Origin of the sequence: Alteromonas gracilis, from assembly GCF_002993325.1 — a bacterium.
In the GTDB taxonomy this organism is placed as follows: domain Bacteria; phylum Pseudomonadota; class Gammaproteobacteria; order Enterobacterales; family Alteromonadaceae; genus Alteromonas; species Alteromonas gracilis.
In genome coordinates, this window is sequence record NZ_PVNO01000026.1 from 245,732 (window position 1) to 270,878 (window position 25,147).

Below are 25,147 nucleotides of genomic sequence, written 5' to 3' on the forward strand. Positions count from 1 at the left end.
AGTTTAGCTCAGAAACGCATGCATGTTCTCCTGACAATGCACACCGTCTTTGAAGGTGCTTAACACTCTGGCTTAATGAAGTTGACTAATGTGTCAAAAAAAGCATAAGAGTGTAAAACGCAGCGATTACACCCGAGAGTACAAAGATATATAAGAACCCCTGTTTACCTTGTTCTAACGTGTACTTGTTTGATTGTAAATAGCCAAACCAAAGCAGAGACAGAATGAGTGGTATTAAAACAATAATTTTTAACACTGTAATGCCTTTTTAAAGAAGATGTTCTAGTTATAACAAGCCGCTGCGCGTTAAACAATCTCTAGCGGTATTATTAGCGTCTACTTTAACGTTGACGGGCGTTTATGTTTAACCTATTGAGGCGGCGAGAAAATAAACCCACGTCTGTCACTACATCGTCTCAAAACTGTTATAAACGTGTCACCTTAAGTTCGTGTAATAGACCCAAGTTTCATTATAGGTCTATATGTATGTCTGTTCATTCCCTACCTTCAGTGCTTCCCGCTCGCAGTATTCATTTTGCAGAAGTTTTAATGGCGAGAGAGTCTGTAACCCCAATAGACGCGGGCTGCCAAAGCTACCTGATGTACAAGCTCGAAAAGCTTGGATTTGTTTGCGAAAAACATAAAGTGAACGGCGTAAAAAACCTCATTGCTAAATGGGGGCACGGTCCACTTCATTTTGCTTTTAGCGGACATACAGATGTTGTCCCTCCGGGGCCTTTAGATAAATGGAAGTCTAATCCTTTCTGCCCGGTAATTAGTCAAAATAAGCTCTATGGCCGTGGCGCGGCGGATATGAAAACAGGTATTGCAGCCATGCTAGCCGCAACAGAGCGAACCATTGCGTCAATGGATAAAAACAAAGTTTCCTATTGGTGGTTGATAACTAGCGATGAAGAGGGAGAGGCGGAATGGGGATCAAGATGGATAGCCGAATACCTCTCGTCTCAAAACGTGCATTTGGATATGTGTTTAGTAGGTGAACCTTCAGCGTCTTCGCATACTGGAGACACCATTAAGATTGGGCGCAGAGGTTCACTCTCTGGAACCATCCATGTTACTGGTAAACAAGGTCATGTGGCGTACCCTAAAACTGCCATTAACGCTATTCACAAAGCCACTAAGGTCGTTACGGCACTTACGCAATATCCGTTTGATACAGGAAGCGATGATTTTCCTGGTACCACGCTTCAAATCACACATATGGATACGGGAAGTTTCACGGATAATATTGTACCAAGTGCTGTTCGTATTGAGTTTAACGTACGTTACTCATGGCACTACAATCAAGAAAGCCTATCAACGCTACTTCGCGAGGTGATCAATAGCGTTGATACACAAGCAACGGTCAGTTTTTCACGACCTTGTGAAGCGTATCTGAACAAACCTAACAATAACGCAGAGGTATGCTTAATCACTTGCATAGAAAAAGCGATCAAATCTGCAACAGGGCGTTACCCAGTGGTGAGTACATCAGGAGGGACATCAGACGGACGCTTTTTTGCAAGTGAAAGTACGCAAGTGGTAGAGGTAGGTGTTCCCAACACAACCATCCATCAGGTAAACGAACACATTCACTTATCAGATTTACTTACCCTTGAAGATATCTATGCCGACGTTCTTTTAAATGTGGGTGGCAGGTAAAGACACATTGCCGTTCGTCAAACTTAAGGCTACTAGCGTTAAAAATGTTTTAACAGCAAAGGGTTTAGATAACGTCACTAATGATAGCTAATAAGAACTAGTAGACTAGGTCGCATTTATGCTGCAGCAGAAGAATAACTGAAAAAAGGAGCAATAATGATTGCTCCTTTTTTAATTCTGGTTGGTTACTAAAGAGTGTTAGCTGCTGGCTATTGCTAATTGCTGGCAATCAAGCGTTAGGCAGTCGCTTTCAACTGAATGTCAGTGAGGTAACGCTTACGTTTTTTTTCAGTTAGCGTTTGCATATCGACGACCACGAGGCCATCAATGCAATCGTTGAAGTCAGGATCGACATTAAATCCTAAGAACGCAACGCCTCCATCCTTTGCTACCTCAGAGTATTGTTTATAAAGCGTTGGCACATTCACTCCCATATTGGCAAGTAAATGCTTCAATTGCGTAAATTCCGCTTTATAGTCTTCACCTGTGAACTGATGTAGCGAATCTTGGGTTATTTGATAGGGGCGCTTGCAAGTGGCCTCACCAAATTTCGCAGGGAAATAGGTAGAATAAAATTGTACAAGTAAGTCTTTCGCGGGTTCCGGGTATGCGTTACTTAACGACACTGCACCGAACAGGTATCGATATTTAGGGTAACGACTTAAAAACGCGCCAATGCCAAACCATAGGTAATCTAAGCTTCGCTTTCCCCAGTAACGTGGCTGCACAAAACTTCTACCAAGCTCTAAGCCTTCTTTAAATAGTTTCTCGTTATTCTCGCCGTAATTGAACAAGGTTGCAGAATACAAACCTGTAGGGTGGTCAGGGGCGGTAAGTAGCTCTGCATCGCCAAAACGGTAAGCGCCTACAATTTCCAAATCACTTTCATCCCACAGTACAAGATGGTAGTAGTGTGAGTCGTATTGGTCGATATCTCTGCGCTTGTTAGTGCCTTCTCCAACCGCTCTAAACGCTACCTCTCTTAGTCGACCTATCTCGCGCATAATGGGCGAGCAGCTTTTGTGCTGATAGAGATAAATAGACTTTCCATCGCCCGTTTCGCCCAAGTGCTCGCACTCACGTATGGCTCTGGCAAGCTCTTTTCTATCCTCTGGCATTGCAATAGAAGCTTGAGTGTGGAAAACGCCTTTTTTATTGCTACCAATACGGTACAAATGGCGCTTAAAGAGCTTTACCTGCTCTTTAAGAGGAATAGTTGTTTGCTGATATGACTCAAAAGGAATAAGTTCACCAATTCGCATAGGAAGATGTTTTTTGCGCTGTTTAAACATCTCTTTAACGAGTAACGCTGTCGCAAGAGGTTTATAAACCATAGAGACACCGTAAAAGAGCGGGCTGTTTTTGGCGTCAATATAAACGGGCAAAATAGGCGCTTTCGCTTGCCTTGCAATGCGCAAAAAACCCGAATGCCAGCGAGTATCACGCACACCCTGAGGTCGGAGTCTTGAAACTTCGCCTGCCGGAAAAATGAGGACGGCGCCATCTTTATTCAAATGAGACTGGATGGCTGACAAATGTTGTTTGGGCGTTCCGCCCTGCATGTTGTTCACAGGGAGCAACATATCGTGCAATGGCTCAATCGCCATAAGCATTTCGTTTGCAACCACTTTTAGGTCGTGACGCACTTCGCTAACAAGCTTTATCAATGCAAGAGCGTCTAGTGAACCAATAGGATGGTTTGCAATAATAACAACCCTCCCATCGCTAGGAATACGTTCCTTCTCTACATCTCGAGTAGAGTAGCTGATATTAAAATACTCAAGAACTTGCTCTACAAAATCGATATCTTCATAGTGAGGATATGTCTCGCCAAACTCAGTAATTTCACGCTCGTGAAGCAAATGTTTTAATACGAAAGACAGCGACTTAAAAAGAATTGGGTTATTCGCTACCTGAGGATAATGCTTGTTCAGTACTTCGTTTACGGTAAACATAGAACCTATTTCTCTTCCGGTTTTGGCGAACAATAGCAGGGCAATGTGACGTTTTTCACACACTTTGATGGCAGTTATTTGACAATGTTAATGAAATGTAAGTGCGTGCTCTACCTTCCTTAATGTTGTTGATACATGAGTGGGTTAGGTGCTTCTAGGCGAGGATAAAACGATTAGAGTGTCTCGACTCATAAAACGGTAGAACCCAAATGCTGAATTTACATAGCATCTATAATGGCAATAAAGAATAGGGGCGGAATTGCGCCCCTATGTTGCTAAATGTTTTACGCGGCTTTAGATGGAGAGGATTTCACTGAGATTGACGTAACGCTCGCCGATTCCATGGTATCTAAATAATGAATAAGCGATAGATTACCGTTTTTATCTTCTGCCAACGCACTACAGTTTTCAATCCAGTCGCCGTCATTAATGTAGTGAATACCATTTTCCATACTGCTCTCTGGGTGGTGGATGTGACCGCACACCACACCGTCAAGCCCCATCTCATCAGCGCGCTTACAACATGCTTCTCGATAGCGGGCAATAGCTTCGTTAGCCCCTTTAATGTGCTTTTTAATATAACCGGCTAGTGACCAGTATTCTCGTTTGCGCCAAGCGCGAAAGCGGTTAAATTCACGGTTGAGAAAGAGCAATAGGTCATAACCTTTATCGCCAATCCACGCATGAAACTTGCCCATTGTGACATCGCCATCGAATTGATCGCCATGTAAAACTAAATAGCGTTTGCCCTGTGCCGTGGTGTGAACCAACTCGCGCTCAATCTCTATATCACCGAAAGCCATGCCCGAATATGATTGGATAGGCTCGTCGTGATTTCCGGGTAAATAGACTACCCGTGTGCCTTCTTGGCTCATTTGCATAAACTTATGCATTACCTGATTGTGGGCTTTGGGCCAGCGAAATTGCTTAGTCATTTGCCACATGTCAACAATGTCACCTACTAGATATAAGGTGTCTACAGTGATGCTATTTAGGAAGGAAAGTAAGTATTCTGCCTTACAATCGCGGTTTCCTAAATGGATGTCTGAAAGCCAGAGTGTGCGATAGTGTGTCTTTTTCATAGCGGGTTCCCAAAGCGATGCCTCGGACAGACACTATAGGTTTGCAAATTGACAGTACGGTGACGCTTGCTTGACCATTGTGTTACAGCGGTTTCAAATCCCTAACTTATCCGCCACTGCTACAAGTTTTTCTCGCATCCATACATTCACTAAGTCTTCATCGGCGTGTTTGTGCCAGTACATGTGTACGGGGAGTGGGGGGACATCAAATGGAAGGGGCAGAATTTCGATATCGAATTTATTACTGAATTGTTGGGCGAATCGCGTTGGCATGGTTAGCAAAAGATCGCATTGGCTAACTACGTTAACAGCAGCAAAGTAGTGTTCACACTGCAATGCGATGTTGCGATGTAAATTGTGCTGAGCAAGGGCTAGATCTACCGTATCTAATTTAGAGTCTTTTAAAGATACAAGCGCATGCTGTGCAACTGAGTAGCTCTTGATACTCGGGTTATCTACGTAGCTATTGCTAGGCGCGCATATTACGACAAACGTTTCTTCGCAGATAAACTGTGAACGAATGTCACGGCTGGTGGGAACTAACGCGTCAATTACGATATCAAGCTCTTTAGCGGCTAACGCGGGAGCAAGCTCGGGCCAGGTAACCTGTCTGCTATTCACCGTGATATTGGGAGTATGTTTAACAAGCTCTGGAATAAGCACGGGGAAAAATATAGATTCTAAAACATCTCTCAAGCCAAGGTTCACCTGACGGGGTTTATCACTTATATCAAAGCCCACTTTACCTTGTAACGTGCTTTCAAGGGTTTCTATTGATTTCACAACCGATGCAATAATGCCTTGGCAAAATGGGGTAGGCACGACTTGTCGTCCATGACGAATAAACAGTGGGTCATCAAATTTCTCTCGCAGACGACCTAGCGCGTGACTCACAGCGGGCTGCGTAATATGTAACGCATTAGCTGCTTTTGTGATACTGCCTTGATCATAGACAGCACGTAATACAATGAATAAGTTAAGGTCTAATTTTCCATGCATATTATTTATGGGTTTCCATAATAAGGCATCATTTTTATTTATTATTAAACAGAGTACACTGGCTGAAATGTTAATAAAAGGTTTCTTTAATAGAGGCTTCTTTTGTAAGGGGCGTGTGCATGCAGGCATCTGTACTTACCGAGGTGTTGTTACCTCTAGCGTTGGCATTTGTTATGTTTGGTATGGGCCTAACGCTAACCCTTGCTGATTTTGCCCGATTACTTAAAGCGCCTAAAGCAGTAATAACGGGTTTTATAGGGCAAATTATATTGCTGCCTATGTTGGCGCTAGGACTGTGCTTCGTTTTTGGTCTACCCGAGTATATTGCGGTTGGCGTTATGGTTTTAGCAGCGTGTCCAGGTGGCACAACCAGTAATTTAATCAGTCACATCGCAAAAGCAAATCTGGCCCTTTCAGTGAGCTTAACCGCTATTTCTACCATCGCTTGCGTTTTCTCAACGCCCTTTATCATTCAATTTGCTCTTGACTACTTTGTAAAAGAAAACGCGCCAGACTTTTCTATTATTCAAACAGTGATCGGGCTGGTTGGTATATCAATTGTACCGGTCATTTTAGGCATGACCATTCGCAGCTTTAACAGCAGGTTTGCTACTAAAACTGAAAGCTTCTTTCGGCAGTTCTCTATGTACTTCATGTTGCTCATGATTGTGGGCGTGCTGGTTTCAGAAAGAAACAATTTAGCCGTGTCCTTTGAAAGCGCGTTTTTGGTTTGCTTAACGTTAAATTTATCATCGGTATTGTTAGGACTCGGGCTTGCTAAGCTTTCAAACCTAGCATTTAAAGACTCGCTCACGCTGGCCATTGAAATAGGCGTGCAAAACGCGGCGCTTGCAATGCTCATATGTATTACCTTTTTAGATGCGCCTGATTACGCGATTGCACCTGGTGTATATGGCGTAGCGATGTACATCGGGCCCGCACTATTGGCCCTGTGGGCAAAACGAAAAATGCGTAACGAACAGCCATCAGTGTCACTGCAAAAGACAGAATCAGTTTGATTGGATTGATAAGGCGGTCAATTCGAGCAAATAATGAAGTACTGATTAGCGCCTAACACAATAAAGCGCAACTAAACATAAATGCCGATACAAGAATAATGAAACAAGAACATTTAGGAAACACACAATGCGCATATTAATTACTGGAGGCGCGACCGGCTTGGGTCAAGCCATTGCCCTTAAATGGGCAGATAAATGGGCAAATAAAGAAGGCACTTTTGATATTTGTATTGCTGATATAAACCAAGAAAGAGGGGATGAAACGGTAAATGCACTTATCGCAAAAGGTGCAAATGCATTTTATGTGCATTGTGATATCACCTCGGACAGCGATGTACAAACGCTGGCGCAAACTATCGATTCCCGTTGGGGCGGCGTAGACTATGTTTTTAATAACGCAGGTGTTGCAACCGGCGGTAGCCTCTTAGATGAAAGTATTGAACAATGGCAGTGGGTTTTCGATATCAACGTGCTGGGTATGGTGAGAGTTAGTCGTGCCCTATTGCCGTTAATGCGCAAACAAGGTGGTGGCTACTTTATTAATATTGCATCGCAAGCGGGATTGACGCCAATTCCTTACATGGGTAGCTACAACGCGGTGAAAGCCGCTGTGGTGTCGTTTTCTGAAACCATGAAGTTGGAATTAGCTCCAGACAATATAGATGTAAGTGTGGTATGCCCTAGCTTCTTTAAAACTAACTTAGATGAGTCGATGAGAAGTACTAATCCCGCGTCGCATAAAATGATTAATAAGTTTTTTGCCAAAGCTGACATGACCAAAGAAGATGTCGCCGAGGCTATTTACCAACAGGTTAGTAAAAAGCAGTTTCTTATTCTTACTCACAAATTGGGTAAACGGGCTTTCTTATTAAAGAAGCTGCTGCCAACTCAGCGTTATATCAACAATATGCTAAATCAAACCAAGACGATGAAACGTGTGATGGAAAAGCAAAACTAAGCTAAAAAAAGTCGAACATGTTTCGTGGGTGCTTAACTGCTGCGTGCTAAATAGCTCGCCACAAATACCTAGCGCGCGAGCATACAGCCGTACTTTGAAGTAAGCGCTTTAAAATAGAATTAGAAAGAAGAATAAGTTATGCAACAGCAAGTCGTAGACAAGGCCGATAGCGTGCGCGCAGGCGAAGAACTAGATGTGGATGCAGTACATCATTGGCTTAAAGGTAATCTTAGTTCATCTGCCCCATCACTTTTAGCTGCAGTAAAAAACAACGATAACCTACCTAGAGTTACCCAATACTCGGGTGGTGCCTCTAATTGGACATATTGTCTAGATTACCCCGACACCTCGCTCATTTTACGCAGAGCGCCTGCAGGTACCAAGGCGAAAGGTGCACACGATATGGCGCGGGAGTACCGACTACAACATGCGTTAAAGCCTGTTTATCGCTACGTGCCAGAAATGCTTGGGTTATGTGAAGATGACAACGTGATAGGGACGGACTTTTATGTAATGGAAAAGTTCACCGGTGTTATCCCACGCAAAAATTTACCCCGAGGTTTAGACACCACAGAGCAGCAAACGAAACAGCTTTGTACAAATGTACTTGATAGTTTAATTGAGCTACATAAAGTCGATTACCAAAAAGCAGGGCTTGAGCACCTTGGAAAAGGCGCAGGATATATAGAGCGGCAAATCAGCGGGTGGAGCGAACGCTACAGTAAAGCGAAAACTTGGAACGTTCCTTCGGGCAAAAAGGTTATGCGCTGGCTTGAAAGAAACCTGCCTGATAACGAGCGTATTTGTATAACCCACAATGATTTTCGTTTCGATAATGTGGTGTTAAAGCCAGACAACTACACGCAGATTATCGGTGTGTTAGATTGGGAATTGGCAACGTTAGGCGATCCGCTAATGGATTTGGGCAATACATTAGCGTATTGGGTTCAAGCTGATGATGACTTTTTAGCGCAATCAACCCGCCGCCAGCCCACGCATTTACCGGGAATGTTTACCCGTAAGCAGGTGGTCGCCTACTACTGCAAAGAAATGGAATTAGATGTAGAGGACTTTACTTTTTATGAGGTGTACGGACTTTTTCGGTTAGCAGGTATAGCCCAGCAAATTTACTACCGTTATCACCACAATCAAACAAACAATCCGGCGTTTAAAAACTTCTGGATCTTTATTCATTACTTAATGTGGCGCTGTAATAAGGCCATTAAAGCATCAGGAAAACGATAATGACAACAAGAAACAATATTCTGATCACAGGCGCAAGTTCTGGTTTAGGGAAAGGGATGGCCATAGAGTTTGCTAAACAAGGCTGTAACTTGGCTTTGTGTGCAAGGCGTTTTGAAAACTTAGAAAAGCTGAAAGAAGAGTTGCTTTCAATAAATCCAAAGATTGACGTGTATATTCGGTCGCTGGATGTTAACGATCACGATGCGGTTTTTGAAGTATTCGACGCATTTAAAGCTGACATGGGAACCCTCGATAGGGTGATTGTGAACGCTGGAATGGGAAAAGGGGCGTCCGTTGGGACCGGCTATTTTCATGCAAACAAGCAAACGGCGGTGACTAACTTTGTATCAGCACTCGCTCAGTGTGAAGCGGCAATGGCTATTTTCCGAGCGCAAAATAACGGCCATCTTGTCACAATCTCTTCAATTAGCGCTGTGCGTGGGTTTAGGCGCGCAATGACGGTGTATGCAGCAACGAAAGCGGGCTTAACATCTATGACCGAAGGTATTCGAATGGATGTGATGAACACCCCAATTAAAGTAACCTGTATTCACCCAGGCTTTATTCGCAGCGAGATTAATGAAAAGGTAGAGAAGGTGCCGTTTATCGTTGATACCGATGTGGGCTGTCGAGCTATGGTGAAGGCAATAAACAAAGAAAAGGCGAATGCCTTTGTACCAAGCTGGCCGTGGGCTATCTTACACTGGGTAATGCGTATTGCACCGGCAAGTTCAATAAGGAAAATGAGCTAAGGCGTAAAGCAAAAGGCAGATACAAAAAAAGCGCCGAAAGGCGCTTTTTTAACTACTAATCGTAAAGATTAACCTAGTGCTTTGATTTGCGCAGCTAGACGGCTCTTATGACGAGCAGCTTTGTTTTTGTGAATCAAGCCTTTAGTAGCCATTCTGTCAAGTACTGGAGTAGCAGCAGTAAGTGCAGCCTGAGCCGCTTCTTTGTCACCGCTTGCAATTGCAGCGATTACTTTCTTGATGCTTGTACGTGTCATTGAACGACGGCTAGCGTTGTGCTGGCGACGCTTTTCGGCTTGGATTGCACGCTTCTTAGCAGACTTAATGTTAGCCAAGGTGTAACTCCCAAAATAAATTCATGTCAAAAACGAGGGTGCGGATTGTGCCTACCAAACGCCCAAATGTCAAACGATTTAAAAGTTAAATCGTTTCGCGATAAAACGCGCAAGCTATTGAACACAAAGTATGCTCAACACGTTGCACATTCTTTGCGACATTTTTTGCAGAAAGCCTTTAGCGACTTAAAAAGAGCCTTTAGCGACCAAGTAAGCCTTTAGCGGCTTAAAAGAGCCTTTAGCGACCAAGAGAGCCTCTAGCGACTTAATGAAAAACCGTCAGTAATTCTCAATAATTGAAGAATCCCCAACGACATTTCCCTGCGACATCAGAGCGGAAAGCCAAGCATAAACATAGCATCCCATATCGGGCGCGGATTATAGCAATAAACCGAGCGAAGATGCACAACTTATTTTGAAGAAATCGTTTCGCCTGCCTGAGCCTTTCGTTATTATGGCTCGCTACGAAAAGTAGTACTGGCTGTTTACTGTGTGTATTCCACTGATAAGGGAAGACATTATTCAACGTACACAGCCGCTATTTTACGAATAGGGCTTTTTCGGGAAAGCCGAACTTTTACCTTCTCATCTGGAAATGTGACGTGTCACGGAAGTTAATTAAATCAGGTCTTATAGTTAGTGTAATGACCTTAGTCTCTCGCGTGTTGGGGTTGGTACGAGACGTGGTTGTCGCTCGATTGATGGGCGATGGCGCTGCTGCGGATGTATTCTTCTTTGCCAATAAAATCCCTAATTTTCTTCGGCGTTTGTTTGCTGAGGGGGCGTTCGCTCAGGCTTTTATTCCCGTATTGACGGAAGTTCATGCCAATGACGATAAAAAACAACTCCGTGAATTTGTTGCCAAAATTAGCGGCACATTAGGAGCGATTGTTTTCGTCGTCTCCATCATAGGCGTCATTGCGTCTCCCGTACTCGCGGCGCTTTTTGGCACAGGGTGGTTTATCGCTTGGTTAGAAGGCGATGAAGCAGGTGATAAGTTTGTCCTTGCTTCAACCATGTTAAAAATAACATTCCCATACCTAGCGTTTATTTCACTAACAGGGCTTTCAGGTGCAATTCTTAATACGCTAAATAAATTTGCCGTAGCGGCATTCACGCCAGTATTGCTCAACGTTTGTATTATCGCATGCGCTATTTATCTGTCTCCAATGTTGGCGCAGCCTGCTTATGCCTTGGCATGGGGTGTTTTTATCGGCGGGATAGTTCAGTTTGTATTTCAGCTCCCTTTTTTATTTAGGGCTGGATTATTGGTGAGACCTAAATGGGGATGGCACGATGAAAATGTCGTAAAAGTAAGAACGCTAATGATCCCCGCATTGTTTGGGGTGTCGGTTGGGCAAATTAATCTGTTGTTCGACACTTTTATCGCGAGCTTCCTTGTAACCGGCTCAATCAGCTGGCTGTACTACTCTGACAGATTGTTAGAGTTTCCTTTAGGCCTTTTCGGTATTGCAATTGCTACCGTTATTCTTCCCACACTGTCGCGAAACCACGTAAGTAACAACCCTAAAGCCTTTGCTGCAAATATAGACTGGGCGTTTCGTATGGTGTGCCTATTAGGTATACCAGCAGCAGTCGGCTTAGGTGTCATGGCTCGACCCATTCTAACGGTTATTTTTCAGCGAGGCGCGTTTACGGCTGAAACCGCGATAATGGCGTCGTACTCATTAACCGCATACTCGTTTGGCCTGCTGAGCTTTATGCTCGTGAAAGTTCTAGCCCCAGGTTTCTATTCGCGGCAAGACACCAAAACGCCCGTCAGGTTTGGTATTTGGTGCATGGTAGCGAATATGGTGTTCAACGTTGTTTTGGCTATCCCTTTCGGTTATGTGGGGCTAGCTATCGCCACCAGCATGTCGGCTACACTTAACGCTGCCTTACTCTATATAACGCTACATCGGCAAGGCGTCTTCGCACTAAGCCGGACGTCCGTGTTATTTATTGCTCGTGTTCTCTTGTCTAGTGCTGCCATGGGCGGACTTATTTATTATCGCGATAAAGGGTTAGCCTTCTTTGATTTATCTCTATCCGCCCAAATGTTAGAAGTAGGGATTACGATTGCACTTTCAGTTGTACTTTTCTTGGTCACCATGCTCGTTTTAGGTATGCGTCCTAGACACTTCAGAAGTGGCGGCGGGTGATTTTCGTATACGGTGATTGATGCTGTATTTAATAGCTTTTTTAGTTTTTTTGAATGCGGAGTTGCAGCAAGAGTTCAATCGCGCGGTGAGTAGGGCGGGTGTGCTTGGTATTGTGCTCTGTGTCGGCTATAATCGCGAGCTTTGATTTTCTAGCAGTTAAAAGGTAGTGGCTAACAGTGGAATTTATCCGCGGGCTAAACAATGTAAAACCGCACCATAAAGGGTGTGTGCTCACTATTGGCAAGTTCGACGGCGTACACCGTGGTCATCAAGCTGTGCTAGCCAATGTGCTTGAAAAAGCAAAGTCGCTAGCACTTCCTGCCACCGTCATGGTTTTTGAACCGCAGCCTGAAGAAGTCTTTATGCCAGACAAGGCACCGGCGCGCATCAGTCCTCTTCGTGAAAAATATGAGTTGCTGCGACAGCAAGGCGTGGACAGGTTACTCGCGGTAAGATTTAACGCAGAATTTGCCAAACAAAGTGCTGACACTTTTGTGCATGACTTACTCGTCGATAAGCTAGGTGTAAAGTTTTTAGTTGTGGGAGACGACTTTCGTTTTGGAAATGGTCGTAAGGGCGACTTCCAAATGCTGCAAGCGGCAGGCAGGCAATATGGTTTTGACGTGGTAAGCACTCACAGCTTTACTATGCACGCTCATCGCATAAGCTCTACAGCAGTTCGCGATGCGTTAGCCGATGGTGAATTTGGGCTTGCAACAGAAATGCTGGGGCGTCCCTTTGCTATCCATGGCAGAGTGGTTCATGGTGAGAAAAAAGGCCGTACCATTGGTTTCCCTACAGCGAATGTCATGCTAAAACGCCAAAAAACGCCTATTCATGGTGTGTTTGCGGTTCGTGTTGACGTAGATGGGAAGCACTTTAATGGTGTTGCTAATATTGGCACCCGACCTACTGTGAATGGCGTAAGAAACCAACTGGAAGTTCACATTTTTGATTTGTCATCCGATCTATATGGCAAGCCCATAACGGTGTTTCCGATGGCAAAAATAAGAGATGAAATTAAATTTGATTCTTTCGAAGCGTTGAAAGATCAAATTCAAGCAGATGCAGCACAAGCGCGTCTGTTATTAGCATAGTTAAACGTGATAAAGTCGCGAAAAGCTTGTGCGCGAATTTGTTTCATTGAGTTCCATCTTTAAGCGTGAATTCGTGTTTGTGAAACCCGTAAGCAAGTCACTGTGCTAAAACAAAATACGTCGGCCTCGCAGTAGTGAGAACGACACGCAGTTTTAAGCTGAACTTTTTACATTCAGCATTTAAATTTGAACATCGCATAATGAATATCGCCTTCACAATGTTTTAGTGCATTGGGTGAAAATTAAGGTAACCGGATAATACAATTTTATGAGTGATTACAAAGCCACACTAAACCTTCCAGAAACTGCGTTCCCGATGCGCGGTAACCTTGCTCAGCGCGAGCCGAAAATGCTTAAAGACTGGCAGGAGAAAGGGGTATACAGCAAAATTCGTGAAGCGAAAAAAGGCAAAAAGCCATTCATTCTTCACGATGGCCCTCCTTATGCAAATGGCGATATTCACATTGGTCACGCGGTTAACAAAATTCTTAAAGACATTATTGTAAAGTCTAAAAACCTTTCTGACTTCGATTCTCCGTACGTTCCAGGTTGGGATTGTCACGGTCTTCCCATTGAATTGATGGTAGAAAAGAAAGTTGGCAAGCCGGGCAAGAAAGTCACGGCAGCTGAATTTCGTCAAAAATGTCGCGAATATGCACAAAAGCAAATTGACGGCCAAATGGCAGACTTTAAACGCTTAGGTGTATTTGGTGAGTGGGGTAACCCATATAAAACCATGGACTTCAAATCTGAAGCCGACATCATTCGCGCGTTAAGCAAAATAGTAGATTCAGGCCACTTGGAAAAAGGCTTTAAGCCCGTTCACTGGTGTACAGATTGTGGTTCGGCACTTGCTGAGGCAGAAGTTGAATACAAAGACAAAGTATCTCCAGCTATTGATGTTAAGTTCCCAGTGGCTGATGTGGCTGCCATTGCAAAAGCGTTTGGCGTGTCTGAAGATGACTTGGTCACACACAAAGCAGGTGTTGTCATATGGACCACTACACCTTGGACACTTCCAGCTAACCGCGCTATCAGCTTACATCCAGAGCTTACTTACGCAATAGTGGAGGTTCAGCCTTCAAACGAATGGTTCGTGGTAGCGCAAGATTTGCTAGAAAGCTGCATGACCCGCTATGGTGTTGAAGATTTCCGCGAAGTCGCAACCTGTACCGGTGCAGCACTTGATAAGCTAAGAGTTAATCACCCATTTTTAGATCTAGAAGTACCGCTTATTCTAGGCGACCATGTTACTACTGAATCAGGTACGGGGTGCGTACACACAGCGCCTGCTCACGGTGTAGACGATTTTAACGTGGGTAAGCAGTACGATATCGAAGTGTATAACCCGGTTGGTAACAACGGTGTTTATCTTGAAAATACGCCTCTCTTTGCTGGTCAATTCGTATTTAAAGCTAACGATGAAATTATCGAAACGGTAAAAGAGAAGGGTAACCTTGTCTTGAACGTAAAATACGAGCATAGCTACCCGCATTGCTGGCGCCATAAAACGCCGATCATTTTCCGCGCTACTCCTCAGTGGTTTATTAGCATGGACAAGAAAGGCCTTCGCGCTGAATCTCTTGAGCAAATTAAGCAAACCAAATGGATCCCAGATTGGGGCCAAAACCGCATTGAGAAAATGGTTGAAGGTCGTCCAGACTGGTGTATCTCACGTCAACGTACCTGGGGCGTACCTATTCCTTTATACGTGCATAAACTTACCGGTGAAATTCATCCAGAGTCTTCAGCATTGATGGAAAAAGTAGCGCTAGAAGTTGAAGCTAAGGGGATTCAAGCGTGGTGGGATTTGGATGATGCAGCACTGCTTGGCAGCGAGCTAGAGAACTACGAAAAAGTGACCGATACCTTAGACGTGTGGTTTGATTCAGGCGTCACTCACTACTTTGTTGTTGACCGTCGTGACGACATTCCGGCATCGGCTGATTTATACCTTGAAGGTTCTGACCAGCATCGTGGTTGGTTCATGTCTTCGCTTATGTCATCGACTGCCATGCACGGTCATGCGCCTTACAAAGAAGTGCTAACTCACGGCTTTACGGTAGATGCCCACGGCAGAAAAATGTCGAAGTCGGTAGGCAATGTTGTAGCGCCTCAGGAAGTCACTAACAAGTTAGGCGCAGACATCCTTCGTCTATGGGTGGCGTCTACTGACTATCGCGGAGAAATTGCGGTATCAGATGAAATATTAAAGCGTGCTGCCGATGGCTACCGCCGCGTACGTAACACTGCACGTTTCTTACTTGCGAATCTTAACGGCTTCAAAGTGGAAGATGCGGTTGCAGAAGAGGATATGGTAGCACTTGACCGCTGGATCGTTGCGCGCGCTAAGGCACTTCAAGAAGAGCTAATCGAAGCATATAACAACTATGACTTGCTGGTAGTGTCGCAGAAACTTACCCACTTCTGTTCAATAGAGCTGGGAGCGTTCTACTTAGACGTAATTAAAGATCGTCAGTATACAGCCAAAGCAGATGGTGTGGCTCGTCGTTCATGCCAAACGGCGATGTACCATATCGTTGAAGCTTTAGTTCGCTGGATGGCGCCGATTACCAGCTTTACTGCACAAGAAATCTGGGAAAGTTTACCAGGCGAGCGCAGTGAGTTTGTATTTACCGAAACTTGGTATGAAGGTTTTAATGACTTCACGCAAAGCGACACGTTTAACGATGCCCTGTGGCATCAGGTGCTAAGGGTAAAAGACGCGGCGAACCAAGCGATGGAACAGGCGCGTAAAGATGGCACACTAGGTGGGTCACTTGAAGCGACTATATCGCTCTACGCTACCGAGTCGCTTTACAACGTGCTAGCTAAGCTAGAAGACGAACTGCGTTTTGTGCTTATCACGTCAGGCGTTACCCTTGAAAAAGTAGACAGTGCGCCATCTGATGCAAAAGCTACGGACGTTGAAGGTTTATGGTTGAGCGTTGATAAAGCAAGCGGTGAAAAGTGTGTTCGCTGTTGGCATCACCGTGAAGATGTAGGTTCACACGAAGGTCACGAAGAACTGTGTGGTCGCTGTGTGACAAATATCGACGGTGACGGAGAAGAGCGTCACTATGCTTAAGCTTTTTCGCGAAACTGGCTTGCGTTTCTTATGGATAAGCGCGATTGCGTTTATCCTTGATCAATGGAGTAAGTATACGGTTATTGACAGCATGTCGCTCTATCAGTCGATACAGGTATTGCCGTTTTTTAATTTTACTTACGTGCATAATTATGGCGCCGCATTTAGCTTTTTAGAAAATGCTGGTGGCTGGCAGCGCTGGTTCTTTACTACCATCGCTGTTGTAGTGAGTGCTGTTATTTTATGGTGGCTGAAACAGTCACCTCGTTCGCAAAAGATGCTGCCGGTTGCCTTTGCCTTTATTCTAGGTGGCGCACTGGGTAACGTTTACGACCGTCTAGTTCATGGCTATGTCATCGACTTTTTAGATTTTTACGTAAACAATTACCACTGGCCGGCGTTCAACATTGCCGACAGCGCAATATTTATAGGCGCGGCTTTACTGATCATCGACATGTTTAAAAATAGCGATAAACAGCGTGAAGCAACTGGTGCAGAGGCGCAAACTGACTCTGCTGAAAATAGCGAAACCATTAAGTAGTATTTGGATAGGTTATGACTGACTCATTATTAATTGGCGCTGACAGCGAAGTAATTCTTCACTTTGATCTAAAGCTAGAAGATGGCTCTGCCGCCGACAGCACTCGCGTAAACAATAAACCTGCCAAAATGGTAATGGGCGACGGTAGCCTTACGCCGAACTTTGAGGCCTGTTTACTTGGACTTAAAAAAGGTGATAAAAAAGCATTTACGCTAGCGGCTAACGACGCATTCGGCGAGCCTAATCCGAACAATATCCACTATATGGATAGAAGTCGTTTTAGCGCTGATTTAAAGATAGAAGAAGGCATGATTTTAGCTTTTTCTCAGCCTGATGGTTCAGAAATTCCGGGGATAATCCGAAGCGCTGCTGGCGACTCTGTAACAGTAGACTTCAATCACCCACTAGCAGGGCAAACGGTTATTTTTGATGTTGAAATTATCGATGTAAAACCTGGCGTGTCAGCACAGGGTGGAAACTAGTTATGCAAATACATTTAGCTAATCCTCGTGGCTTTTGCGCAGGTGTCGACAGAGCTATCACCATAGTTGAACGAGCCCTCGAAATGTTTGAACCGCCAATTTATGTGCGCCACGAAGTGGTGCATAACAAATTCGTGGTTGATGGACTGCGTGAGCGCGGCGCGCTATTTGTAGATGAACTTCACGAAGTGCCAGACGACAGCATAGTCATTTTTTCTGCCCATGGCGTATCGCAAGCAGTGAGAAAAGAAGCTGAAAGTCGCGGTCTCAAAGTATTCGACGCTACCTGTCCGTTGGTTACTAAAGTACATATGGAAGTCACCCGCGCCAGTAAAACAGGGACGGAGTGCATTTTAATAGGTCACGCTGGTCACCCAGAAGTTGAAGGAACGATGGGCCAGTACAGCAACGTTGACGGCGGTATTTACTTAGTTGAATCTGAAGCTGATGTGGCGACACTTGAAGTTAAAGATCCGACCAACCTTTATTACTGCAGCCAAACGACGCTATCTGTTGATGATACTGCTGATGTAATTGACGCGCTTCGCGCTAAATTCCCACATATCAATGGACCACGTAAAGACGATATTTGTTATGCCACTCAGAATCGCCAAGACGCGGTGCGAGACCTCGCTCAAGATTGCCAAATCCTCCTTGTTGTTGGTGCGCAGAACAGTTCAAATTCAAATCGGCTTCGCGAGTTAGCGGAAAAAATTGGTGCTAAAGCACATTTAATTGCCGATGCTAACTGTATACAAAAAGAATGGTTAGAGGGTGTAGAACATATAGGCGTAACTGCTGGCGCGTCTGCGCCAGAAGTGTTGGTGCAAGGCGTTGTTAACAGGCTAAAAGAATGGGGGGCTACCTCTGCCTCGGAACGTTCTGGACGAGAAGAAAATGTTGAATTTGCTGTGCCCAAAGAGTTGAGAGTTAAACAGGTCGTTTAGCCTTACGGCGTGGCAAACATCATAAAAAAACACCGCACTTGTTGCGGTGTTTTTTTATGCTTTTGTCTACTGGAAATTCAATAGCTTACGGATACATAATAATACCAGTCCGCATAGATAATTACCCACTCAGCGAGAATTAAAATGTTCGTAATCGCGGCGTGTTACCGCAGGTATAGTGGTTCTACATCAAGGTGACACAACAAAGAGTACGGACATTTTAAACTCGCCCTTCGGGAAGGTCTGGCAAGCTTCCTAGCTTCATTCTGGGAATTTGAAAGGGAATAACCATTCCTGCATTCCCACGCTTCGCTAGGAAACTTGCCAGCGCCTTCTGAGTGGGCACTTATCTATGCGGATTGGTATGATATCCAAGTGATCGTCGCGAGCAAGTTGCAGGTTAGTTATTATTAATTTTCTACATCCTGCCCATGCGTATTAAAAAGTAGACTTCGATTTCTGCATAGCGATATTGCGAGGCACGTTGTACACATCAGAGATGGTACGACTTAAACTGCAGTTTGGTGCCACTGTTTGTCGTCTGTCTGGTCTAATATGAAAGGATTCTTAAAATTATACGTTTTAATAACCAAGGATACCCAGCGTTATACGCTTTTACCTTACTATACTACATTGGTAATAAAGCCATTTGTAATGCAAGGTATATGTCGAAGGTAATGAAAGCTGAAAAGGTGATAGTTGAAAAAGTGAAAGGACGTAGACTCCACCGTCAAAGCGGTGCCGGTCTTATTGAAATCCTTATCACGCTTTTTATCCTTGCGGTGGGATTACTTGGTGTTGCTGCATTACAGTTCACCGGTTCTTTTGCGAACAAAGATGCAATTAGCAGAACCCAAGCAGAAATGGTTGCTGCACAAGTAGCAGAGCGCCTGCGCGCTGCGGCCCGGCCGGCCACTGTAGGCGATGGTATGGTTGCGAATAATGCCTACTTTTCCAGCAATAACTATAATTTTTCGACGCTCAGTTGTGCAGGCTCTTCTAACCCTTACTACGGCTGTTGCTTGACGAGACCGGCTGGTGTGCCGAATTGTGAAGGGCAATCCTGTAACGAAGCGCAAATGGCTGCTTATGACGGGTGGGCGCTTTCTTGTTCAGCTGTACAAACTAATCCTCAAACGAAAGTCTCAGTTTCTTGCGCTGACAACAATACCGCTGATATCTACAGCTGTAGCGCAGGCTCGCGTGTTCAGGTGCTACTTACTTGGCCTGTTTCATCATCGGGTAATCAAACTTATACCCTTAATTCTAGATGCAACCCAACTACCGGCGACAGCAATGCGTGTGTGTTTAAGGATATCACGTTATGAACTCGAATCAGTTGGGGTCTCAGCGGGGTTTTTCACTAGTTGAACTGATGATTACATTAACCTTGGGGTTAGTGATCTCAGGTGCAGTTATTCAGGTGCTAGTTAGTAGCAGTGTTACTAATAAACTCAATCAAGCTGTGTCGCAAGTGCAGGAATCGGGGCGTTTCATAATGGGTAGATTATCTGCTGAATTTTACGAAATTGGCCGCTACGATCAAGTAACCGCGAACATCGACGCTTCAGTCGACGTCGTCGCAGAAGCGGCTTATTTAGAAAATCACCCCATTGCCGTGGTTGGGGACTTCGCAACTAATGCAACCTTAGGCAGCGTCCAGACCGCAAGCGGGGGCAGCGACAAGCTCGTTGTAAGCTTATTGGCCAAGGAAGATTGTACGGGTAATTCACATGGCTATGCCGTGGGTAGTGAATTCCACGTGGTAAATCACTATTTTGTGACAGGAAGTACGCTTAAATGCACTGGCTACGATGGACGAGTGCTCCGTGGCCTAAAAGCACAGACCGTTTCTCCACTTTCCGTGACCTTGCTCGATAATGTAGAGAGCTTTCAAGTGCAATTTGGTGTTTCGGACACAATAACCAATTCACGAGGACAAGCCATTTCATACGTGACCGCCGATGAAGTTGCGGGTTTAAGAGCGTTGAATCAGCAAGTGGTATCGCTGCGGTGGGCAATTATGCTTAAAAGCTATCAAAATGAAGTAAGGCAAACTCAGGCTCAAAAGTACGCGCTGTTGAACGAAGCGTCGAAAACCATGGATACCGCACATTATTATCAGGTGTTCTCAAAGACGCTAGCACTTCGAAATATGAAGAATTTTGTTAGGAGTTCGCAATGAAACAACAAGGCTTAGTGATGGTATTTGCATTGCTAGTATTGCTTTCGATTACTGTTTTAGGTGTAAGCGCGGTTACTAGTAGCTTGTCACAATCTAAGATGGCGGTGTCTATGCAGCAAAGCGGCTTGGCCTTTGATGCGGCTGAGGCAGCTATCGCAGGCGTGTTTTTCGAATCCGAAGATGAGACGTTACTTACAGATCCAGCTAAAACCGATCCATTATCAGAAGCTAGACAGGGTAATGTATTTGACCCCGTCGCTGATACGATGAGCTGCTTTGATGAAGGGCAGTGGACTGACCGTCACATGACAGAAGGCGGGCTCTCTGTGGGTGATAGGCATATTACCGACGGCACTTATCAAAGTGCAGCATCGTCTAAGAGTTGGTCTCGTACTGCATTTATTCGCGAGCAGGCTTGTCGAGGTTCAAGTAATGTAATTGGTGGAAGTAATGTGAACTGCCACGTGTTTATTATAAGAGGCTGCGGCAAAGTTGCAGGTAAATCCTCGGTTGTCGCTAACAGTTTGGCTGCTTCAGTATTTGGCCCGGCTTCACAATAGGTATCAGCATGAAAAAATTGACTACATATCTTGCTTCGATAACGCTTTTTAGCTGTATAGGCTTTTCCGCTTTTGGTGACGACCTTGATATCTATTTGGGTAATTCAAGCAGCGCAGTTACCTACAATCCGAACGTTTTGTTCATCATGGACTCTTCAGGGAGTATGGGGGAGTATGACAATACCAGTCAAACTAGAATGCTTCGGGTCCAAAACGCACTCAAAGAGGCCCTAGGATCTGCCACCAATATTAACGCTGGCCTGATGCGGTTTTCTGACTACGGCGGCCCCATTTTATATCCTATACGCAATATAGATGAATCAGTACGACCTGAAATTATAATTTCCACTAACAACGACAATCACGACGCCCATGAAATCGACGGCAGCGTAACCACAGACAGCAACGACTTAATTTTAAGTAGTGGTACTAAAACCGTGACATCAGGACTGCGTTTTACTGAGTTGAATATTCCCCAAGGTGCAACGATATTAAGCGCCAGTATTCGCTTCACTTCCGAGAAGTTTAACGTTGCGGGTACCTCGTTAGTGTTTTCAGCGGAAGCTTCAGCTGAAAGCACGGCGTTTTCATCGTCAAGCAATAACCTGAGTAGCCGAGTAAAAACCGCTGCACGTGTTGAGTGGCTTACTGACAATAGCTTTCCAACATCGGGTGAAGTAATAACCACCCCCGATATCAGTGCCGTTATTCAAGAGGTAGTAGATCTATCAGCTTGGTGTGGTGGTAAAGACTTAAACATTTTAATTGAAGGCACGAGTTCAGATACAGCAAGCGCGCGAGAAGCCAGAGCAAGTGATGTGGGGCAAAGTGGCGCTCCTCAGCTAGTTGTTTCCTACGACGATTCAACGGCCACAGGCTGTATACAAGGGGAGGCGATTTACCAAGTTGCCAGTTCAAGAGACAATTCAGAAGAAGATGTTAATGGATATCCCAATACTGGAAATGAGCTTACTTTCAATTCTTCATATAACGACTATATAGGTGTTCGTTTTAGGAATGTAAATATTCCCCAAGGTGCTGAAATAACGGAGGCCTACCTAGAATTTACCGCTTACAATACAAGAACAAGTGGAAATCCAAGTATGCGAATTCGTGGCGTTGCCAATAATGATGCCTCGGATTTTCACCCTGAGCGTCGTTACCGGTTACGAGATCTTCCAAAAACGTCAGGCATCACCTGGTCCATGCCTGACTTTTACAGTAATAATGACTATAGAACGCCGGATATCAGCAGCATCGTAAAACAAATTGTAGACCGCTCAGGTTGGCAATCTGGTAATGATATGGCCTTTATACTTGATAACTTTGTTTCATATCGGGGGGCGCACACCTATAACCACTGGCCCTCTCGAGCACCGAAGCTTGTTGTGAAGTTCAATGGCTCCGCCACGCCTGGCTCATCGGCTTCAGTGCGCGAACATCTCATGAGCAAAATAGACGAACTGAGTGCTAACGGTTTTACTCCCATCGTTGATACGCTTTTGGAAGCGACAAATTATTATGGTGGTTTAAACGTCGATTATGGCCGTAAACGTGGCGAAAGTGATGTTAATAATTCAGTTAGACGTAGCACGCGAGTAAGCCATAGAAGCTCATATCTTGGCGCTGATTCAATTCTTCCTTCAGGGTGCTCGGAAGATAATCTATCTGACAGCGATTGCATTAATGAGCAGATACCCACGCCTGCCACCTATATTTCACCGGTATCAGATTTGCAGTGTCAGACCAATAATCACATCGTATTGCTGTCCGATGGTGAGGCGAATAACAACCATAGTGTTTCTAAAATACAAACCTTGTTAGGCAAAAGCTGCACGGGCAGTGGTGGCGAGAAATGTGGTCTGGATTTAGTCAAAAATATAAGCGATACCTCCACGTCCGTGATTGGGCCAAGGGTCATTACGCATACCATAGGTTTTGCCGCGAATAACACAGCAAATAATTTCTTGAATCAACTCGCTTTGCAAAGCGGTGGCGGCTTCTATCAAGCTGATAACAGCACTGATTTACTTGAAGCTTTCAATACGATCCTGCGTTCTGTTAAGGACGTGAATGCCACTTTTGTTTCACCGGGTGTTGCGGTGAATCAGCTCAATCGTCTTACTCATAGAGATGAGCTTTATTTTGCTCTATTTAAGCCTAGTGAAGGTGCTATTTGGCCAGGAAACTTAAAGCGCTATCGTTTGAGTGGCGATAAGATTTTAGACAAAAATAGCCTGAGTGCAGTGGACAGTGTAACGGGCTTTTTTGCAGAAAATGCCCATAGTTACTGGTCTACTCTTGCTGATGGAAGCGAAGTTAGCGAGGGGGGGGCGGCTAGCCGCTTAGGTGCAAATCGCAATATTTATGTCTTCGATGGCGTTGGAACAATTGCAAGCGAAGCCAATCGCCTTCACGAGGATAATTCCAACATCACAAAGGCTGACCTTGCCATTCAAAGCGAAACAGATGCTGATCCATTACGAGATGCAATTTTAAAGTGGGCAAGAGGTCTTGATGTAAAAGACAGTAACGGCGATGGCAGCACCAGCGACTATCGTCCGCAGATGGGCGATCCCATCCATTCTCAACCTATTATCGTTAATTACGGGACTAACGATTCCGCCATTTTCGTCGCGACAAATCAGGGCATGTTGCATTCTTTCGATACAGAAACGGGAGAAGAAAATTTCGCTATCATGCCCAAAGAGCTACTTCAGAACCTACATCACTTTTACAAAGACACACCGTCGCTGAGTCACCAGTATGGACTCGATGGCGATATGATTTTAAGGACCTTCGACAATAAGAAGTATCTTTACGTGGGCATGCGAAGAGGCGGTCGTAATTATTATGTTTTCGATGTTACCCAGAAAGACTCTCCAAAACTTAAATTTAAGCTAGAGGGCGGTCAGGGGGCTTTGGCGAAGTTGGGACAAACATGGTCAAGACCAACAATCACTAAAATTAACATGGGCGGACAAGTAAAAAATGTAATGATTGTTGGTGGTGGTTACGATGACGCTCAGGATGATCGTGCTATAAGAGCTAATGATGTGGTTGGTAATGCGGTATTTATTTTTGATGCCGACACAGGAAGCCTGCTTTGGCATGCAAGTAATGAAAATGCCGACCTTAACCTCTCAAACATGACCTACAGTATACCGGGGCGCATCTCTGTGATTGATAGGGATAACGATGGATTTGCTGATCATATGTATATTGCAGATACAGGTGGTCAACTGTTTAGATTAGATATTTACAACGGCAAATCGGGTGCTGACTTTATAAAAGGTGCGCGTCTTGCTGATTTTGGCGGTGACACAGCCGAAACTAATCGCCGCTTTTACTACGGTCCCGATGTTACGGAAATCGCTTTAGGTAACGAATTGTACTATGGCGTAGCACTGGGAAGTGGGTGGCGAGCATCTCCCCTAGACACTGTGGTGGAAGATAATTTTTATATGCTCAAAGATAGCGGCGTATTTAAACGCGACACGAACGGCAATTACACCTACATGGAAACGGTCTACGAAAGCGATATGTATAACGCCACAAGCCACACACTTAACAGTAGTGATGAAAGCGAGCGTGAGCTTGCTTCGCAAGAGTTTGCAAACAAAGACGGGTGGTATCTAAACCTAAATATCAATGGTGAAAAAGTTTTATCTTCTCCGCTTATCATTGATTACAAGGTGTTCTTTACCACTTACATACCTGCGGTCAGTAGTACGAGTTCATGTGCGCCCCCCACTGGGAACAGCCGTGCTTATCTCGTGAACATGTTTAATGCCAATGCAGTAACGGATGTAAACAATGATGGTGAAGTCAATGAACTAGACCGTGCCGCCGATTTAAAACAAACCGGTATAGCTCCTGAAACGAAAATTCTAATTGAAGATATTGTTAGCCCCGTAGTCTGTTTGGGTACAGAGTGCGTTTCCGCGGTAATAGAAGTGGATGAAGATGGGAATGAGCAGGCCTGTACCAATGCTTTCGAGTGCTTGGCAGAGAATATTTATGGACGTTTCGAACGCGTTCAGCGCGGTAGTTGGCATTCGGAAACAGAAAGAGAGTAGTT

20 protein-coding genes are annotated in these 25,147 nt (G+C 44.7%); 15 read left to right on the forward strand and 5 right to left on the reverse strand.

Annotation, left to right across the window (positions count from 1 at the left end; genetic code table 11):
* Positions 1 to 486: 486 nt before the first annotated feature.
* A complete protein-coding gene (gene dapE, locus C6Y39_RS12955) occupies positions 487 to 1,662 on the forward strand; it encodes a succinyl-diaminopimelate desuccinylase (protein WP_105931669.1) in 1,176 nt (391 codons plus the stop codon).
* Between the two features lie 236 nt (positions 1,663 to 1,898).
* Here dapE and olsF read toward each other — a convergent pair whose 3' ends face one another.
* The 3 genes from olsF to C6Y39_RS12970 all read right to left on the reverse strand — a co-directional run bounded on the left by olsF (position 1,899) and on the right by C6Y39_RS12970 (position 5,698).
* On the reverse strand, positions 1,899 to 3,617 hold the full coding sequence (gene olsF / locus C6Y39_RS12960) for a bifunctional ornithine lipid synthase OlsF (protein WP_105931670.1): 1,719 nt from the start codon (positions 3,615 to 3,617) through the stop codon (positions 1,899 to 1,901).
* Between the two features lie 284 nt (positions 3,618 to 3,901).
* Positions 3,902 to 4,699, reverse strand: a complete 798-nt coding sequence (locus C6Y39_RS12965; RefSeq protein ID WP_105931671.1) for a UDP-2,3-diacylglucosamine diphosphatase — start codon at positions 4,697 to 4,699, stop codon at positions 3,902 to 3,904.
* 93 nt (positions 4,700 to 4,792) lie between these two features.
* The gene (locus C6Y39_RS12970) at positions 4,793 to 5,698 is read right to left on the reverse strand and encodes a LysR family transcriptional regulator (RefSeq protein ID WP_105931672.1); all 906 of its coding nucleotides are present in this window, start codon (positions 5,696 to 5,698) and stop codon (positions 4,793 to 4,795) included.
* A 119-nt stretch (positions 5,699 to 5,817) separates the two neighbouring features.
* Here C6Y39_RS12970 and C6Y39_RS12975 point away from each other — a divergent pair, with 119 nt between their 5' ends.
* From C6Y39_RS12975 to C6Y39_RS12990, 4 genes are all read left to right on the forward strand, one after another.
* Positions 5,818 to 6,717, forward strand: a complete 900-nt coding sequence (locus tag C6Y39_RS12975) for a bile acid:sodium symporter family protein (protein WP_105931673.1) — start codon at positions 5,818 to 5,820, stop codon at positions 6,715 to 6,717.
* A 127-nt stretch (positions 6,718 to 6,844) separates the two neighbouring features.
* The gene (locus C6Y39_RS12980) at positions 6,845 to 7,675 is read left to right on the forward strand and encodes an SDR family oxidoreductase (protein ID WP_105931674.1); all 831 of its coding nucleotides are present in this window, start codon (positions 6,845 to 6,847) and stop codon (positions 7,673 to 7,675) included.
* A 138-nt stretch (positions 7,676 to 7,813) separates the two neighbouring features.
* Complete coding sequence (locus C6Y39_RS12985; RefSeq protein ID WP_105931675.1) at positions 7,814 to 8,920, forward strand: phosphotransferase family protein; 1,107 nt, start codon at positions 7,814 to 7,816, stop codon at positions 8,918 to 8,920.
* Entirely contained in the window at positions 8,920 to 9,672 is a 753-nt protein-coding gene (locus tag C6Y39_RS12990; RefSeq protein ID WP_105931676.1) for an SDR family oxidoreductase, read from the forward strand. Before C6Y39_RS12985 ends, C6Y39_RS12990 begins: the two co-directional genes overlap by 1 nt.
* Positions 9,673 to 9,740: 68 nt before the next feature.
* Here C6Y39_RS12990 and rpsT read toward each other — a convergent pair whose 3' ends face one another.
* Positions 9,741 to 10,004 carry a 30S ribosomal protein S20 gene (gene rpsT / locus C6Y39_RS12995; RefSeq protein WP_014950134.1) on the reverse strand — a complete coding sequence of 88 codons (264 nt, stop codon included), beginning with the start codon at positions 10,002 to 10,004 and terminating at the stop codon, positions 9,741 to 9,743.
* Between the two features lie 602 nt (positions 10,005 to 10,606).
* Between rpsT and murJ the strand changes: the two genes are divergently transcribed.
* The 6 genes from murJ to ispH all read left to right on the forward strand — a co-directional run bounded on the left by murJ (position 10,607) and on the right by ispH (position 18,321).
* Positions 10,607 to 12,166 (forward strand): murein biosynthesis integral membrane protein MurJ, encoded by a 1,560-nt coding sequence (gene murJ, locus C6Y39_RS13000; protein WP_105931677.1) that lies wholly within the window; start codon positions 10,607 to 10,609, stop codon positions 12,164 to 12,166.
* Positions 12,167 to 12,342: 176 nt separating this feature from the next.
* A complete protein-coding gene (gene ribF, locus C6Y39_RS13005) occupies positions 12,343 to 13,263 on the forward strand; it encodes a bifunctional riboflavin kinase/FAD synthetase (RefSeq protein ID WP_105931678.1) in 921 nt (306 codons plus the stop codon).
* A gap of 268 nt (positions 13,264 to 13,531) precedes the next feature.
* Entirely contained in the window at positions 13,532 to 16,351 is a 2,820-nt protein-coding gene (gene ileS / locus C6Y39_RS13010) for an isoleucine--tRNA ligase (protein ID WP_105931679.1), read from the forward strand.
* Positions 16,344 to 16,892, forward strand: coding sequence for a signal peptidase II (lspA, locus tag C6Y39_RS13015; protein ID WP_105931680.1), 549 nt, complete (start codon positions 16,344 to 16,346; stop codon positions 16,890 to 16,892). The genes ileS and lspA overlap by 8 nt, the downstream gene beginning before the upstream one ends.
* Positions 16,893 to 16,906: 14 nt before the next feature.
* On the forward strand, positions 16,907 to 17,374 hold the full coding sequence (gene fkpB, locus C6Y39_RS13020) for an FKBP-type peptidyl-prolyl cis-trans isomerase (RefSeq protein ID WP_105931681.1): 468 nt from the start codon (positions 16,907 to 16,909) through the stop codon (positions 17,372 to 17,374).
* 2 nt (positions 17,375 to 17,376) lie between these two features.
* The gene (gene ispH, locus C6Y39_RS13025; protein ID WP_105931682.1) at positions 17,377 to 18,321 is read left to right on the forward strand and encodes a 4-hydroxy-3-methylbut-2-enyl diphosphate reductase; all 945 of its coding nucleotides are present in this window, start codon (positions 17,377 to 17,379) and stop codon (positions 18,319 to 18,321) included.
* Between the two features lie 220 nt (positions 18,322 to 18,541).
* Here the strand turns inward: ispH and C6Y39_RS18975 are convergent, their stop codons facing one another.
* Positions 18,542 to 18,667, reverse strand: coding sequence for a hypothetical protein (locus C6Y39_RS18975; RefSeq protein ID WP_276309299.1), 126 nt, complete (start codon positions 18,665 to 18,667; stop codon positions 18,542 to 18,544).
* Between the two features lie 331 nt (positions 18,668 to 18,998).
* On the opposite strand from C6Y39_RS18975, the gene C6Y39_RS13030 reads away from it, so the two are divergent.
* The 4 genes from C6Y39_RS13030 to C6Y39_RS13045 are packed head-to-tail and all read left to right on the forward strand — an operon-like array spanning position 18,999 to position 25,145.
* The gene (locus C6Y39_RS13030) at positions 18,999 to 19,649 is read left to right on the forward strand and encodes a PilV family protein (protein WP_105931683.1); all 651 of its coding nucleotides are present in this window, start codon (positions 18,999 to 19,001) and stop codon (positions 19,647 to 19,649) included.
* Positions 19,646 to 20,506 (forward strand): PilW family protein, encoded by an 861-nt coding sequence (locus tag C6Y39_RS13035; RefSeq protein WP_105931684.1) that lies wholly within the window; start codon positions 19,646 to 19,648, stop codon positions 20,504 to 20,506. The genes C6Y39_RS13030 and C6Y39_RS13035 overlap by 4 nt, the downstream gene beginning before the upstream one ends.
* Positions 20,503 to 21,066 (forward strand): PilX N-terminal domain-containing pilus assembly protein, encoded by a 564-nt coding sequence (locus C6Y39_RS13040; RefSeq protein ID WP_105931685.1) that lies wholly within the window; start codon positions 20,503 to 20,505, stop codon positions 21,064 to 21,066. The genes C6Y39_RS13035 and C6Y39_RS13040 overlap by 4 nt, the downstream gene beginning before the upstream one ends.
* Positions 21,067 to 21,074: 8 nt before the next feature.
* The gene (locus tag C6Y39_RS13045) at positions 21,075 to 25,145 is read left to right on the forward strand and encodes a PilC/PilY family type IV pilus protein (protein ID WP_105931686.1); all 4,071 of its coding nucleotides are present in this window, start codon (positions 21,075 to 21,077) and stop codon (positions 25,143 to 25,145) included.
* The last annotated feature ends 2 nt before the right edge of the window (positions 25,146 to 25,147 follow it).

Bases quoted from the DNA above. Each gene is read 5' to 3' on its own strand.
- dapE (WP_105931669.1), top strand. From the start codon at position 487: ATGTCTGTTCATTCCCTACCTTCAGTGCTTCCCGCTCGCAGTATTCAT.
- olsF (WP_105931670.1), bottom strand. From the start codon at position 3,617: ATGTTTACCGTAAACGAAGTACTGAACAAGCATTATCCTCAGGTAGCG.
- C6Y39_RS12965 (WP_105931671.1), bottom strand. From the start codon at position 4,699: ATGAAAAAGACACACTATCGCACACTCTGGCTTTCAGACATCCATTTA.
- C6Y39_RS12970 (WP_105931672.1), bottom strand. From the start codon at position 5,698: ATGCATGGAAAATTAGACCTTAACTTATTCATTGTATTACGTGCTGTC.
- C6Y39_RS12975 (WP_105931673.1), top strand. From the start codon at position 5,818: ATGCAGGCATCTGTACTTACCGAGGTGTTGTTACCTCTAGCGTTGGCA.
- C6Y39_RS12980 (WP_105931674.1), top strand. From the start codon at position 6,845: ATGCGCATATTAATTACTGGAGGCGCGACCGGCTTGGGTCAAGCCATT.
- C6Y39_RS12985 (WP_105931675.1), top strand. From the start codon at position 7,814: ATGCAACAGCAAGTCGTAGACAAGGCCGATAGCGTGCGCGCAGGCGAA.
- C6Y39_RS12990 (WP_105931676.1), top strand. From the start codon at position 8,920: ATGACAACAAGAAACAATATTCTGATCACAGGCGCAAGTTCTGGTTTA.
- ileS (WP_105931679.1), top strand. From the start codon at position 13,532: ATGAGTGATTACAAAGCCACACTAAACCTTCCAGAAACTGCGTTCCCG.
- lspA (WP_105931680.1), top strand. From the start codon at position 16,344: ATGCTTAAGCTTTTTCGCGAAACTGGCTTGCGTTTCTTATGGATAAGC.
- fkpB (WP_105931681.1), top strand. From the start codon at position 16,907: ATGACTGACTCATTATTAATTGGCGCTGACAGCGAAGTAATTCTTCAC.
- ispH (WP_105931682.1), top strand. From the start codon at position 17,377: ATGCAAATACATTTAGCTAATCCTCGTGGCTTTTGCGCAGGTGTCGAC.
- C6Y39_RS13030 (WP_105931683.1), top strand. From the start codon at position 18,999: ATGAAAGCTGAAAAGGTGATAGTTGAAAAAGTGAAAGGACGTAGACTC.
- C6Y39_RS13035 (WP_105931684.1), top strand. From the start codon at position 19,646: ATGAACTCGAATCAGTTGGGGTCTCAGCGGGGTTTTTCACTAGTTGAA.
- C6Y39_RS13040 (WP_105931685.1), top strand. From the start codon at position 20,503: ATGAAACAACAAGGCTTAGTGATGGTATTTGCATTGCTAGTATTGCTT.
- C6Y39_RS13045 (WP_105931686.1), top strand. From the start codon at position 21,075: ATGAAAAAATTGACTACATATCTTGCTTCGATAACGCTTTTTAGCTGT.